Raw genomic sequence first — 12,710 nt, 5'->3', positions numbered from 1 at the left:
GCTCAAAAGGAAGGTGACTAATGCGTATTGATCGTTTAACCAGCAAATTGCAGTTGGCCTTATCGGACTCCCAATCCTTGGCGGTGGGTCTTGACCACCCGGCCATCGAGCCTGCGCACTTGATGCAGGCACTCCTGGAACAGCAAGGTGGTTCTATCAAGCCCTTGCTGATGCAGGTGGGCTTTGATGTCAACAGCCTGCGCAAGGAGTTGAGCAAAGAGCTCGACCAACTGCCGAAAATCCAAAACCCTACCGGCGACGTGAATATGTCGCAGGATCTGGCGCGCCTGCTTAACCAGGCCGACCGCCTGGCCCAGCAGAAGGGTGACCAGTTCATCTCCAGCGAACTGGTGCTGCTCGCCGCCATGGACGAGAACAGCAAGCTTGGCAAGTTGTTGCTTGGCCAGGGTGTCAGCAAGAAAGCCCTGGAAAACGCCATCAACAACCTGCGTGGCGGTGATGCGGTTAATGACCCTAACCACGAGGAGTCGCGCCAGGCCCTGGACAAGTACACCGTCGACCTGACCAAGCGTGCCGAAGAGGGCAAGCTTGACCCGGTGATCGGCCGTGACGATGAAATTCGTCGCACCATCCAGGTTCTGCAGCGTCGCACCAAGAACAACCCGGTGTTGATCGGTGAACCTGGCGTGGGTAAAACCGCGATTGCCGAAGGCCTGGCCCAACGCATCATCAATGGTGAAGTGCCGGACGGCCTTAAAGGCAAGCGCCTGCTGTCCCTGGATATGGGGTCATTGATCGCCGGTGCCAAGTTCCGCGGTGAATTCGAAGAGCGCCTGAAATCCCTGCTTAATGAACTGTCGAAGCAGGAAGGGCAGATCATTCTGTTTATCGACGAACTGCACACCATGGTCGGCGCCGGTAAAGGCGAGGGCTCCATGGATGCTGGCAACATGCTCAAGCCCGCCTTGGCGCGGGGTGAGTTGCATTGTGTCGGTGCTACTACGCTTAACGAATATCGCCAGTACATTGAGAAAGATGCGGCCCTTGAGCGGCGTTTCCAGAAAGTCCTGGTGGAAGAACCGAGCGAAGAGGACACCATCGCGATCCTGCGGGGCCTGAAAGAGCGCTACGAGGTCCACCATAAAGTGGCGATCACCGACGGTGCGATCATTGCGGCGGCCAAGTTGAGCCATCGCTACATTACCGACCGTCAATTGCCGGACAAGGCCATCGACTTGATCGACGAAGCGGCCAGCCGCATTCGCATGGAGATCGACTCCAAGCCGGAAGTGCTCGACCGCCTGGATCGTCGCCTGATTCAACTGAAAGTCGAATCCCAGGCACTTAAGAAAGAAGAGGACGACGCGGCCAAGAAACGCCTGGAGAAACTTCAGGAAGAAATCGTCCGCCTGGAGCGCGAGTATTCTGACCTCGAAGAAATCTGGACCTCGGAAAAAGCCGAAGTACAGGGCTCTGCGCAGATCCAGCAAAAGATCGAGCAGTCGCGCCAGGAGCTGGAAGCCGCACGTCGTAAAGGCGACCTGAACCGCATGGCCGAGTTGCAGTACGGGGTGATCCCGGACCTGGAACGCAGCCTGCAAATGGTCGACCAGCACGGTAAGGCTGAAAATCAGCTGTTGCGCAGCAAGGTGACCGAGGAAGAAATCGCCGAAGTCGTGTCCAAGTGGACCGGCATCCCGGTGTCGAAAATGCTTGAAGGCGAGCGTGACAAGCTGCTGAAGATGGAGCACCTGTTGCACCAGCGCGTGATCGGCCAGGAAGAGGCCGTCGTGGCGGTGTCCAACGCGGTACGGCGTTCCCGCGCCGGCTTGTCCGACCCGAACCGTCCGAGCGGCTCGTTCATGTTCCTCGGCCCGACCGGTGTGGGTAAGACCGAGCTGTGCAAGGCCCTGGCCGAGTTCCTCTTTGATACTGAAGAGGCCATGGTACGGATCGACATGTCCGAGTTCATGGAGAAACATTCGGTGGCTCGCCTGATCGGGGCTCCACCAGGCTATGTGGGCTACGAGGAGGGCGGTTACCTGACCGAGGCCGTGCGGCGTAAGCCTTACTCGGTGATCCTGCTGGATGAGGTGGAGAAGGCTCACCCGGACGTGTTCAATATCTTGCTGCAAGTGTTGGAAGATGGACGACTCACGGACAGCCACGGGCGCACTGTGGACTTCCGCAACACGGTGATCGTCATGACCTCCAACCTGGGCTCGGCGCAGATCCAGGAACTGGTAGGTGATCGTGAGGCCCAGCGCGCTGCTGTAATGGATGCGTTGACCACGCACTTCCGTCCGGAATTCATCAACCGGGTCGACGAAGTGGTGATCTTCGAGCCATTGGCGCGGGATCAGATCGCGGGCATCACCGAGATCCAGCTGGGGCGTCTGCGCGGTCGCCTGGCGGAACGCGAGTTGTCGCTGGAACTGAGCCGCGAGGCGTTGGACAAGCTGATCGCGGTCGGTTACGACCCGGTGTATGGTGCACGGCCTTTGAAACGTGCGATCCAGCGCTGGATCGAGAACCCGCTGGCGCAGTTGATCCTGTCGGGCAGCTTTATGCCGGGCACCAGCGTCGAGGCGACTGTGGAGAACGACGAAATCGTCTTCCACTGAGCCCGGATTGCACTGCAATAAGAGAAGGCCCTGCATCCCAGGGCCTTTTTTTTCGATAGGGCGTTGAACTGTAAGGCAAAGGCTTGTAAAGTGCGCCCCGCAGCAACGTCAGCCCACGGGTTTCTTCTCCCCAAGAAGAAATCAGAAAGAAGCGCAAATCATTGTCTTAAAAGCAATTTAAAGGGTTGACAGGGGTTTTTAAGATTGTAGAATAGCGCGCCTCAGAGACGCTAACGTAGCGATACGGACAGGGTCGAAGAGAAGGTTACACAGCAGTAAAAGTTGTACTTTGAAATATGTAGTTCCGTGATAGCTCAGTCGGTAGAGCAAATGACTGTTAATCATTGGGTCCCAGGTTCGAGTCCTGGTCACGGAGCCAATTTCAAACCGGGGTATAGCGCAGTCCGGTAGCGCGCCTGCTTTGGGAGCAGGATGTCGGGAGTTCGAATCCCCCTACCCCGACCATATTTGGGTCGTTAGCTCAGTTGGTAGAGCAGTTGGCTTTTAACCAATTGGTCGTAGGTTCGAATCCCACACGACCCACCATTTTTGAGACCAGTTAACGCTGGAATCGAATCTTAAGATCAGAGGCCAAAAGCGCTGATCGAAGAAGGCGACTGAAAGGTCGCCTTTTTTTTACCGGGGTATAGCGCAGTCCGGTAGCGCGCCTGCTTTGGGAGCAGGATGTCAGGAGTTCGAATCCCCTTACCCCGACCATATTAAAAATCCTCGTATCGAAAGATACGGGGATTTTTTTTGCCTGGAATTATCTCAAGTCCAACACACAACCAATGTGGGAGGGAGCAAGCCTCCCACATTGGCCAGTCCCGCAAGGGACCCTGTTGTTAGTGAAGCTTCAGGCGCGGTTCAGTCCCGCGTCCAATCTTGCTGCCCAGCATCAGCATCGCCGTGCGGAAGAAGCCATACAGCGCCATCTGGTGCATGCGGTACAGCGACACATAGAACATCCGCGCCAGCCAACCCTCCAGCATCACGCTGCCGGTCAGGTTGCCCATCAGGTTACCCACCGCCGAGAACCGCGACAGCGAGATCAGCGACCCATAGTCGGTGTACTTGTACGCCGGCAGGTCTTTGCCCTCGATACGCAGTCTCAATGACTTGGCCAGCAACGAGGCCTGTTGGTGCGCGGCCTGGGCCCGTGGCGGCACATTGCGGTCGGTGCCCGGTTGCGGGCAGGCGGCGCAGTCGCCAAAGGCGAAGATGTTTTCATCGCGGGTGGTTTGCAGCGTCGGCAGCACTTGCAGTTGATTGATGCGGTTGGTTTCCAGGCCATCGATGTCCTTGAGGAAAGCCGGGGCACGAATCCCGGCGGCCCATACCTTGAGGCTGGCAGGGATCATCTGGCCACTGCTGGTGATCAATGCGTCGGCGGTCACTTCGCTGACCGCTGAGTTAGTCAGCACCGTCACCCCGAGCTTCTCCAGGGTTTTATGCACAGGCCCGCCAATCCGCTCCGGCAAGGCAGGCAGTACACGAGGGCCGGCTTCGATCAGGGTAATGTGCATGTTTTCCGGCTTGATGCGGTCCAGGCCGTACGCAGCCAGCTCGTGGGCCGCATTATGCAGTTCTGCGGCCAGCTCGACGCCCGTTGCACCCGCACCGACGATGGCGACGCTGATCTTTTCCACCACATCGGTCTGCCCGGCATGGGCGCGCAGATAGTGGTTGAGCAGCTGTTGGTGGAAACGCTCGGCCTGCTTGCGGGTATCGAGGAACAGGCAGTGCTGCGCCGCGCCCTCGGTGCCGAAATCATTGGTGGTGCTGCCCACCGCAATCACCAGGCTGTCATAGCCCAGCACGCGCGCGGGCACCAGCTCGCGGCCTTCTTCGTCGAGGGTGGCGGCCAGCTGGATTTTCTTCTGCTCACGGTCGAGCCCGCTCATGCGCCCCAGTTGGAACTCGAAGTGGTTCCATTTGGCCTGGGCGACGTAATTGAGTTCGTCTTCCGAAGAGTTGAGTGAGCCGGCTGCGACTTCGTGCAGCAGAGGCTTCCAGATATGGGTGAGGTTGGCGTCCACCAGCGTGATGCTGGCGGTGCCGCGCTTGCCCAGAGTCTTACCCAGGCGGGTAGCCAACTCCAGGCCGCCGGCGCCGCCGCCGACGATAATAATACGATGGGTCATGGGGGTATCTCGCAAGGCTAAAGGAAATCGGAGCAGTTACCCTCGCGAGCGCAAGGCAGCTCATAGCGTCAGGTAACTCAAAAGGCGGCTGAGCAGGCCGAGCCCGATCACCACCACCAGCACCACACCAAGGAGCAGCCACGGCCGGAAAGGCCTGCGCTCGACTCGGTTCTGGGAGAGTTGCAGGTACTCTTCGACATGCTGTTGGTCGTCGGGGTTCAGGCGGCTGGTCATATAAGGCCTCGTCAGGTAGACGTTGCAAAAGGGCGCCACGTTACAGTGGGGGATCAGAGGCTGATGCCCACATCGAACACTATGCTGCGCCCCAGGTTGTTGCGCAAGAAATCCGGCGCGTCCGGGTGGGCGAACAGCACCCGGGCAAACGTCGGCCCCACCAGCGACAGCGAGCGCCAGCCCTGGCGCAAGTATTCGGTGGGTGGGGGGAAGTGGCTGTTGAGGTCGAGCACTTCGCGCTTGAGGCTGGTGAACGCGACGATATCCAATTCGCCCAGGTCCATCCCGCGCTCTTTGTAGTTGTGGGCCTTCTTGCGCAACGTGGGCGCCAGGCGCAGCAGGAATTCATGGGCGGGGATGCGCCGCGGCTTGGCTTCGCGCCGCACCAGCTGGCTCAGGGAGAATGCACTGCGTCGACGCAACAGCTCGTCACGCCATTCGTCGTTCAGGCGGCGCCCTTCATCGAGTACGAAAAACACCTCGAAACTGGCATCGCGAAACAGCACGTCGGGTGGTTCTTGCCCGGCGGGGTGAAACTCTTCGGCGCGGTAGGGCACATTCAAGCCTTGCAACAGGCGCTGGCAGACCCAACGCTCACGCTCCCATTTGCGGGCATTGGACAGGAACGCATTGGCTTGTTCGGCTGCTACGGTGAGCAGGCGCAAATAATCTGAGTCATCCATGCCTGCAGCTTAGCGTCCAAATGATGACCGCAGGAAGTCCTGCTGCAAAAGCCAGGGTGTAGACTGGCCTTTCAAGCGTAATTACCCCCTTATGAGGAGCGTGCGGTGAAGTGTCTGGTGGTGATGTTGCTGAGTCTTTTGCCGGTATGGGCACAGGCTGTTGAAGTGGGCGAACGCCTCGCTCCCTGGACCTTGCTCGATCAATTCGACCAAGCCTATACCCTCGATAACCAGGCACGGATTCTGTTGGTGGCGCGCAGCATGGACGCGGCCAAGCTGGTCGACGCGGCGCTGCAAGGCCAACCTGCAGGCTACCTCGAAGCGCGGCATGCGGTGTTCGTCGCTGACATCCAGCGCATGCCTCGACTGATCGCCAAACTGTTCGCGGTACCGGCCATGCAATCCTACAACTACCGCGTCATGCTGGACCGTGACGCACGTATCGCCCCGCGTTATCCCGCGGCGGCGGATAAAGTGCTGTGGCTGCAGTTGGATAACGGTAAGTTGGTTTCCCAACATGAATACGGCACCGCTGTCGAATTGCGCCAGGCCCTGGAGCAGGTGAAGCCGTGATCAGTGCCGCAGTGCTGGCGCCCACAACCCTCGGCATCGGCTGGCTGTCGTATGCACCGGTACTGCTGTGGGCGATCCTGCGTTCGCCCTGGGTCGAGTTGTTTGCCGACCGGCGGCGCCAGCATTTGCTGTTCGGTACGGTGTTCGCGCTGTTCATGTTGTGGCTGGTAAGACGGGATTTCGACACCGGTGTGTCCTACCACTTTATCGGTATGACCGCCGTAACCCTGCTGTTGGATTGGCCCCTGGCCATAGTCGGTGGTTTTGCCGCCCAGTTCGGGTTAATGCTGCTTGGGCGCCAGGACCTGGCAGCCCTTGGCGTCAACGGCCTGCTGCTGATCGTGCTGCCGGTGCTGGTCACCGAAGGCTGTGCGCTTGTGGTCGAGCGAGCGCAGCCGCGCAATCCCTTCGTGTATATCTTTTGCTCCGGTTTTTTTGCTGCCGCGTTGTCGGCCTTGTTTTGCCTGCTGCTGGGGCTGGGGTTGCTGTGGTTCGACGGTCGTTTTGCCATGCCTGAATGGCTGGAGGATTTCGTCGGCTACCTGTGGCTGATCATCTTCCCCGAAGCCTTTATCAACGGCATGGTGATCAGCGCCCTGGTGGTGTTTTGTCCGGAATGGCTGGAGACATTCAACCGCACACGCTACCTCTCGGCGCCCTGGAAGGATGACGAATCGCAGCGTTGACCCAGATCAAATCCCGCGCAGCCGAGCAGGCCCATGCTCTGCGAAATTTTCCTAGGCAAGGCGGGAGCACGAATCATGAGTGTGTACGAGTGGGCACGGCAGGAGTTGCGCAGGAGCCAGGATGCGGCACAGGAAATCGGTTTCGACCCGGGCTTGACCCTGCGCGCCATGCTCAGCGCGGTGGTGCAGCAGAGCAAGGGCGTACGCAGCTTCGAAGACCTGGCCGACGAGCTGCAATACCTCGCAGAAAACCTCGACGACCAGCAGGAATACGCCTTTATGCGGCCTTAGTGGCGCGGCGGCAAGTCTTCGGAAAACAGCTCGTCTTCGGCATCCGGCGCCACGGGGATCTTGTGTTCCTCGGCGGCCCACGCGCCCAGGTCGATGAGCTTGCAACGGTCCGAGCAGAACGGCCGGTTGGGGTTGGCTGCATTCCATTCCACGGGTGCACCGCAGGTTGGGCAGTCGACGGTCAAGGGTTGGCTCATGATCGGCCTCCACGCAAAGTAAGGTAAAAGTGGTGCAGTCGCTCGACCTCGCTGTGCAGCCAGGCGAGATCCTGGTCATTGACCAGCACGTCATCGGCATGGTTCAGGCGGTCTTCACGGCTGGACTGTGCCTTGAGAATTGCCTGAACCTGTTGTTCGCTGATGCCGTCGCGCTGCAGGGTACGCTGAATCTGCAGCGATTGCGGCACGTCGATCACCAGGATGCGCTGGGTCATGCTGTACTGGCCGGATTCGATCAGCAGCGGGGACACCAGGATCGCGTAAGGCGAGCGGGCGCGAGCCAGGTGACTGCGAATCTCCTCGCCAATCAACGGGTGCAGCAAGGCTTCCAGCCAGCGGCGCTCTTCGGGCACCTCAAAGATCAGCTTGCGCAACGCGGCGCGGTCCAACTGGCCGTCAGGCTGCAATACGCCGGCACCAAAATGCTCGGCGATGCGGGCCAGCGCCGGCCGGCCGGGTTCGACCACCCAGCGCGCGGCGTGATCGGCGTCCACCAGGTCAATGCCCAGGTCGATAAAGTGCTGGGCTGCCGCACTTTTACCGCTGCCGATGCCACCGGTGAGGCCGAGAATCCAAGGTGTTGCAACAGGAGTGGTCATCTGAAACCGACAGACTGCAAATAGAAGTCGGTTATTTGACCACCCCAGAGCAATGCAATCCAGCCGGCAATTGCCAGATACGGACCAAACGGCATCGGCGTGGACGCCGGGGTCTTGCGCAGGCGCATCAGGATCAACCCGACAAACACCCCCACCAGCGACGACATCAACAGTGTCATCGGCAATATCTGCCAGCCGCCCCAGGCGCCGAGCAAGGCCAGTAACTTGAAATCACCGTGGCCCATGCCGTCTTTGCCGGTGACCAGCTTGAACAGCCAGAACACGCTCCACAGGCTCATGTAGCCGATCACGGTGCCCCATAGTGCGTCGGGTAATGTCGTCAGTAATCCAAAGCTGTTGACGATCAGCCCCAGCCACAGCAATGGCAGCACCAGCACATCAGGCAGCAACTGGTGGTCTGCGTCGATCAGGCTCATTGCCAGCAACCCCCAACTCAACACCAGCACCGCTGCGGCCTGCCAGCCAAAGCCGAAATGCCAGGCAACCCAGGCCGAGATCAACCCACAGGCGAGTTCCGTGAAAGGGTAGCGGGGGCTGATGGCTCCCTGGCAATGGGCGCAGCGCCCCCTGAGCATCAGGTAGCTGAGCAGTGGGATATTTTCCCACGGCCGGATGGGATGGTCACAGTGTGGGCAGCATGAGTTGGGGTGCATCAGGTTGTAGGTCGGCCCGCCAGGTTCGGCAGGCAAGCCGAGCACTTCATGGGCCTGGGCACGCCATTCCCGTTCGAGCATTTTTGGCAGGCGCCAGACCAGCACGTTGAGGAAACTGCCGACGATCAGCCCCAGTAACAGCGCGATGGTGACAAAGGCCAATGGGTGCTCGTTCAGCAGCAGGCTCAAAATGCACTCCCCAGCTGGAAGACCGGCAGGTACATGGCGATGACCAGCGCACCGACGATGCCCCCCAGCACCACCATGATCAATGGCTCCATCAGGCTGGTGAGGTTGTCGACCTGGTTGTCCACGTCAGTCTCATAGTGGCTGGCGACCTTTTCCAGCATGTGTTCCAGGGTGCCCGACTCTTCGCCGATCGCCGTCAGTTGGATCGCCATGCCGGGAAACAGGCCGCTGTTGAGCATGGATTGATTCAGTTGCATGCCGTTGGATACATCGTGACGCATATGTTCGATTGCCTGTTTGAACGGGTCGTTTCCCACGGCGCCGGCGACTGAATCCAATGCCTGGACCAGTGGAACACCGGCGGCGAAGGTCGTGGAGAGCGTGCGGGCGTAGCGGGCCACGGCGGATTTTGTCAGCAGTTTGCCTGCCAGGGGCGCTTTCAACAAACCTGTGTCCAGCCAGTAGCGAAAGCCCGACGAAGCCCGATAGGCCTGGCGCAGCCCAGCGGCTCCCGCGACTATGCCCAATACCAGCATCCACCATGCGTGCTGCATGAACGCCGACAGGGCGATCACGTGCAAGGTAAATGCGGGCAGTTTGCCGTCGACTCCGGCGAACAGGGCCTGGAACTGCGGTACCACGTGGACCAGCAGTATGCCGGTGACCAGGCTGGCAACCACCAGGACAGCAATGGGGTAGGTCATGGCCTTTTTGATCCTGGCCTTGAGCTGTTCACTCTTTTCCCGGTGGATCGCCACCCTTTCCAGCAGTGTCTCAAGCGCCCCGGCCTGTTCGCCGGCGGCCACCAGGTTGCAGTACAGCGCATCGAAATAACGCGGTTGTTTGCGAAATGCCTCAGCCAGGCTGCTGCCGGCGGCGATCGCCTGTTTAAGTCCCAGCACCTGCTCACGCACAGCGCGATTGTCGACGCCTTCGCTGATGATGTCGAAGGCTTGCAGGAGTGGAACCCCAGCCTTCAGCAGCGTCGCCAGTTGGCGCGTGAACAGCGTGATGTCAGCCGCTTTGACTGATGGGGTGAGGCTTGGCAGCAGCGGGGATTGCTTGCGCACACGACCGGGGCTGATCCCTTGCTGGCGCAGTTGTGCCTTGACCAGGGCTGCGTTGTGCCCCTTGGTTTGCCCGGACACCCTGCGCCCTTTGCGGTTGATGCCTTCCCAGGCGTAAGTCGTTGAAGCGTTGTCCATGTCGCGGTTCCGCATACAGGCTGTCGAAGATTTATAGCTTAGTCAGGTGACGGATTCGGGCATGCCGATGGCGCAGGATAAAAATGTCAGAATGTGCGTCTTGAGCGCGATTGGCCGCTTGCGGGTGAGTACACTGGCGCCGTTGCAAAAACGGGGTGCGGGACGCGCCTTGTCATGAGTTCTATTCGGGAGAGTGAATGTGATACGTCAGAAAGGCTTTACCTTGATCGAGTTGTTGATCGTCGTGGCAATCATCGGCATTTTGGCCACCATCGGCCTGCCCATGTACACCACCCACCAGGCGAAGGCCAAGTTCACTGCCGGCCTGGCTGAAATTGCCGCGTTGAAGGCCGGTTACGAAGACACCATCAACCAGGGCACCGTACCTACCGTGGCCTTGATCGGCGGCACCAGCCCTACGGCCAACTGCAAGATCGATGTGGCAGGCGATGTGGCCACGGGGGCGGGCTCCATCAGCTGCGAAATACTCGACGCACCGGCACCGGTGCTGGGCAAGACCATCACCCTGGTCCGCAGCGCCGCCGGCTGGAAGTGCGCGACGACCGCTGAAGCGAAATATGCCAGCAAGGGCTGCGGCGCCGACGGCGCATAACTGCTAAACCATCCACAGGGAAGTAGAGGTGGCCGATGGTGTTATCCGTACAGCAGCGAGGCGGTGTTTTCCTGGTAGCAGCGGTGTGCCTGTTGAGTGTCGGCATCTGTGCACCGTTCGGCGGGCATGATCTACAGCGTGTCATGCAAATTGCCATCGGGTTTTGCGCGGTGCTGTATGGGTTATCGGTTACCTCCACTGAACCTTGGGTAGACAGGCCCACTGCCTGGGGCGTTGTGCTGGTTGTGGTGCTGGGCCTGCTGTCCTCGGCGCTGGCCCATCAGCCGCTGTGGGCACTCACCGAAGTGGCGCTGTTTGTCAGCTGCGCGGCGATTGCCGTCGCCTTTGCCCTGCTTCGTCGTCACGGCGGCGAGCCTCTGGATCGCGTGCTGATCCTGGTTGTGGTGTTGCTGTGCCTGATCAAGTCGCTCCAGTATCTGTATGCCGGTACGCTGGCGTTCACCAGCGGCGAGCGCATGCTGGATCCTGACCGACTGCTCTCCGGCTTTTCCAACAAGCGTTTCTACGGACAGTTTCAGACATTTACCTTGCCATTGCTGGCGCTGCCTTTGCTGATGCCCAATGTCTCCCGCGCCTTGCGGGGGATGGTGTTTGCGTTGCTGTGTGTCTGGTGGCTGATAGCAATCAGCGGCGGTACGCGGGGTACCTGGCTTGGCATGGGCGTGGCGGGCGTGGTGTTGGCGCTGCTTGGGCCATGGGGGCGTCGCTGGCTGGGCTGGCAATTGGTCGCGGTGTCGGTTGGGCTGTTGCTGTATTGGCTGATATTCACGGGGCTGGCGGGTTACCTGGGGATTGAACTCACCAGTGATGCCGCAGATCGCCTCACCACCTCGCTGTCGGGACGGGGCCCGATCTGGTGGCAGGCGTGGCATATGCTTGTCGAGCGCCCGTGGCTTGGTTTTGGGCCGATGCATTTTGCCGATATTGCCAACAGGATTGCCGCTCATCCCCATCAGGCGATTCTGCAATGGGCCAGCGAATGGGGTGTGCCCTCGGCGCTGTGCGTGGCGGTGTTGGCATGGCGAGGCGGCTGGACCACCTTGGCTGTGCTGCGCGAGCGAGCGCTGTCCGCCGCGCGGGTTGACCTGCTGCGCTTGTGCCTGTTTGCGGCGTTGGTGGGGACGCTGGTGCAGTCCATGGTCGATGGCGTGATCGTGATGCCCAACTCCCAGGTCTGGTTGGCGCTGGTGGTGGGCTGGCTGATGGCGCTGCATGAGTTGCGCGTGCCAGCAAGCGCTGTGCTGCCGTTGGCGCGGAACCTATGGAAAGCCTTGGGTGTGTTGGCCGTTGGTCTGTTGGTATTTATCGCGGTGCGCGATGTGCCTCACCTCCAACAAGCCCAGCAGCAGTACCAGGACCGCAAAGGTAACTACCTGCAACCACGCTTCTGGGCTCAGGGGGTCATTGCCCGTTGAAGGGCGTAAGTTGCCGGACGCCCGATGCGGTGCTAGCTTTAGCCCACCGCCCGTGTAGCTCAGTTAGTAGAGCAGCGCACTCGTAACGCGAAGGTCGCAGGTTCGATTCCTGTCTCGGGCAAAAAGGCAATACTGCTTCAAAGGCAATGTTTTCAGATGATCCCAGAATGGTTCTGAAGGCCAGACGAGTTGGCACGTGTGCCGGCTCTTTTGTATCTGCGCAACCTTGATGACCCAGATGCATCCCCATTCCTCGATCTAAGAGAACGACATGACCACGACTGAAATGACCCAGGAAGTTCGGCATCAAGCAGCCCTCGAAAAATACCTTGAGGAGTCGCCGCAGCTTAAAGAAGAGATCAAGGACCTGAGCGCCGATGATCAGCGCGACCAGATCCAGTGGGCGTTTGAGGACGAGGCCGAGAGCCAGGGCTTCCAGCCTTGGGAACTGACCCTCAAGTACACCTCGACGCCGGAAGAGTTCGAAGCGGCACGGCTGGCCTTGCACAAAGAGGCGGCCGAGGTGCTGGGTGTCGAATGGGAAGAGTATTGCGAGATGAATGACCTGGTCGTTTAGACG

At 59.8% G+C, this 12,710-nt stretch carries 14 protein-coding genes and 5 tRNA genes; 12 read left to right on the top strand and 7 right to left on the bottom strand.

Features of this window, described 5'->3' with window-relative positions:
• Positions 1-20 precede the first annotated feature (20 nt).
• The 5 genes from clpB to FX984_RS26890 all read left to right on the top strand — a co-directional run bounded on the left by clpB (position 21) and on the right by FX984_RS26890 (position 3,302).
• On the top strand, positions 21-2,585 hold the full coding sequence (gene clpB, locus FX984_RS26910) for an ATP-dependent chaperone ClpB (RefSeq protein WP_027606841.1): 2,565 nt from the start codon (positions 21-23) through the stop codon (positions 2,583-2,585).
• A gap of 303 nt (positions 2,586-2,888) precedes the next feature.
• Positions 2,889-2,964: transfer RNA gene (locus tag FX984_RS26905), tRNA-Asn, on the top strand.
• Between the two features lie 9 nt (positions 2,965-2,973).
• Positions 2,974-3,050: transfer RNA gene (locus tag FX984_RS26900), tRNA-Pro, on the top strand.
• A 5-nt stretch (positions 3,051-3,055) separates the two neighbouring features.
• A tRNA-Lys gene (locus FX984_RS26895) sits at positions 3,056-3,131 on the top strand.
• A gap of 94 nt (positions 3,132-3,225) precedes the next feature.
• Positions 3,226-3,302, top strand: a tRNA-Pro gene (locus tag FX984_RS26890).
• A 128-nt stretch (positions 3,303-3,430) separates the two neighbouring features.
• Here the strand turns inward: FX984_RS26890 and FX984_RS26885 are convergent.
• The 3 genes from FX984_RS26885 to FX984_RS26875 are packed head-to-tail and all read right to left on the bottom strand — an operon-like array spanning position 3,431 to position 5,646.
• Positions 3,431-4,729, bottom strand: coding sequence for an NAD(P)/FAD-dependent oxidoreductase (locus FX984_RS26885; protein ID WP_098480392.1), 1,299 nt, complete (start codon positions 4,727-4,729; stop codon positions 3,431-3,433).
• A gap of 60 nt (positions 4,730-4,789) precedes the next feature.
• Positions 4,790-4,963: a DUF3094 family protein gene (locus FX984_RS26880; protein ID WP_043293437.1), complete on the bottom strand. Its 174-nt coding sequence runs from the start codon at positions 4,961-4,963 to the stop codon at positions 4,790-4,792.
• 53 nt (positions 4,964-5,016) lie between these two features.
• Positions 5,017-5,646 (bottom strand): DUF1780 domain-containing protein, encoded by a 630-nt coding sequence (locus tag FX984_RS26875; protein WP_027604891.1) that lies wholly within the window; start codon positions 5,644-5,646, stop codon positions 5,017-5,019.
• A 105-nt stretch (positions 5,647-5,751) separates the two neighbouring features.
• Here FX984_RS26875 and FX984_RS26870 point away from each other — a divergent pair, with 105 nt between their 5' ends.
• The 3 genes from FX984_RS26870 to FX984_RS26860 all read left to right on the top strand — a co-directional run bounded on the left by FX984_RS26870 (position 5,752) and on the right by FX984_RS26860 (position 7,196).
• Positions 5,752-6,219: a hypothetical protein gene (locus FX984_RS26870; protein ID WP_027604890.1), complete on the top strand. Its 468-nt coding sequence runs from the start codon at positions 5,752-5,754 to the stop codon at positions 6,217-6,219.
• Positions 6,216-6,905 carry an energy-coupling factor ABC transporter permease gene (locus FX984_RS26865; protein WP_146478162.1) on the top strand — a complete coding sequence of 230 codons (690 nt, stop codon included), beginning with the start codon at positions 6,216-6,218 and terminating at the stop codon, positions 6,903-6,905. The genes FX984_RS26870 and FX984_RS26865 overlap by 4 nt, the downstream gene beginning before the upstream one ends.
• 75 nt (positions 6,906-6,980) lie before the next feature.
• On the top strand, positions 6,981-7,196 hold the full coding sequence (locus FX984_RS26860; protein WP_003171680.1) for a hypothetical protein: 216 nt from the start codon (positions 6,981-6,983) through the stop codon (positions 7,194-7,196).
• Here FX984_RS26860 and yacG read toward each other — a convergent pair.
• From yacG to FX984_RS26840, 4 genes are read right to left on the bottom strand one after another with little or no spacing between them, the layout of a single operon-like run.
• A complete protein-coding gene (yacG, locus tag FX984_RS26855) occupies positions 7,193-7,393 on the bottom strand; it encodes a DNA gyrase inhibitor YacG (RefSeq protein ID WP_027604888.1) in 201 nt (66 codons plus the stop codon). The two genes, FX984_RS26860 and yacG, sit on opposite strands and share 4 nt — an antisense overlap.
• The gene (coaE, locus tag FX984_RS26850; RefSeq protein ID WP_027604887.1) at positions 7,390-8,013 is read right to left on the bottom strand and encodes a dephospho-CoA kinase; all 624 of its coding nucleotides are present in this window, start codon (positions 8,011-8,013) and stop codon (positions 7,390-7,392) included. The genes yacG and coaE overlap by 4 nt, the downstream gene beginning before the upstream one ends.
• Entirely contained in the window at positions 8,010-8,876 is an 867-nt protein-coding gene (locus FX984_RS26845; RefSeq protein ID WP_092358808.1) for a prepilin peptidase, read from the bottom strand. The genes coaE and FX984_RS26845 overlap by 4 nt, the downstream gene beginning before the upstream one ends.
• Positions 8,873-10,081: a type II secretion system F family protein gene (locus FX984_RS26840; RefSeq protein WP_027604885.1), complete on the bottom strand. Its 1,209-nt coding sequence runs from the start codon at positions 10,079-10,081 to the stop codon at positions 8,873-8,875. Before FX984_RS26840 ends, FX984_RS26845 begins: the two co-directional genes overlap by 4 nt.
• Before the next feature lie 202 nt (positions 10,082-10,283).
• Between FX984_RS26840 and FX984_RS26835 the strand changes: the two genes are divergently transcribed.
• From FX984_RS26835 to FX984_RS26820, 4 genes are all read left to right on the top strand, one after another.
• Positions 10,284-10,694, top strand: a complete 411-nt coding sequence (locus tag FX984_RS26835; RefSeq protein ID WP_027604884.1) for a pilin — start codon at positions 10,284-10,286, stop codon at positions 10,692-10,694.
• 35 nt (positions 10,695-10,729) lie between these two features.
• Positions 10,730-12,130 carry an O-antigen ligase family protein gene (locus FX984_RS26830; protein WP_027604883.1) on the top strand — a complete coding sequence of 467 codons (1,401 nt, stop codon included), beginning with the start codon at positions 10,730-10,732 and terminating at the stop codon, positions 12,128-12,130.
• Positions 12,131-12,178: 48 nt separating this feature from the next.
• Positions 12,179-12,251 (top strand) — tRNA-Thr (locus FX984_RS26825).
• A gap of 150 nt (positions 12,252-12,401) precedes the next feature.
• Positions 12,402-12,707, top strand: coding sequence for a DUF6388 family protein (locus FX984_RS26820; protein ID WP_027604882.1), 306 nt, complete (start codon positions 12,402-12,404; stop codon positions 12,705-12,707).
• Positions 12,708-12,710 lie beyond the last annotated feature (3 nt).

Source organism: Pseudomonas marginalis (genome assembly GCF_008692035.1).
GTDB classification, from domain to species: Bacteria; Pseudomonadota; Gammaproteobacteria; order Pseudomonadales; family Pseudomonadaceae; genus Aquipseudomonas; species Aquipseudomonas marginalis.
This window is presented reverse-complemented; position numbering and strand designations above follow the sequence as displayed.

What these genes read in the sequence shown, in the direction of transcription:
- coaE (WP_027604887.1), bottom strand. Translation starts at nt 8,013, where the DNA reads ATGACCACTCCTGTTGCAACACCTTGGATTCTCGGCCTCACCGGTGGC.
- FX984_RS26860 (WP_003171680.1), top strand. Translation starts at nt 6,981, where the DNA reads ATGAGTGTGTACGAGTGGGCACGGCAGGAGTTGCGCAGGAGCCAGGAT.
- yacG (WP_027604888.1), bottom strand. Translation starts at nt 7,393, where the DNA reads ATGAGCCAACCCTTGACCGTCGACTGCCCAACCTGCGGTGCACCCGTG.
- FX984_RS26830 (WP_027604883.1), top strand. Translation starts at nt 10,730, where the DNA reads ATGGTGTTATCCGTACAGCAGCGAGGCGGTGTTTTCCTGGTAGCAGCG.
- FX984_RS26880 (WP_043293437.1), bottom strand. Translation starts at nt 4,963, where the DNA reads ATGACCAGCCGCCTGAACCCCGACGACCAACAGCATGTCGAAGAGTAC.
- FX984_RS26820 (WP_027604882.1), top strand. Translation starts at nt 12,402, where the DNA reads ATGACCACGACTGAAATGACCCAGGAAGTTCGGCATCAAGCAGCCCTC.
- clpB (WP_027606841.1), top strand. Translation starts at nt 21, where the DNA reads ATGCGTATTGATCGTTTAACCAGCAAATTGCAGTTGGCCTTATCGGAC.
- FX984_RS26840 (WP_027604885.1), bottom strand. Translation starts at nt 10,081, where the DNA reads ATGGACAACGCTTCAACGACTTACGCCTGGGAAGGCATCAACCGCAAA.
- FX984_RS26875 (WP_027604891.1), bottom strand. Translation starts at nt 5,646, where the DNA reads ATGGATGACTCAGATTATTTGCGCCTGCTCACCGTAGCAGCCGAACAA.
- FX984_RS26885 (WP_098480392.1), bottom strand. Translation starts at nt 4,729, where the DNA reads ATGACCCATCGTATTATTATCGTCGGCGGCGGCGCCGGCGGCCTGGAG.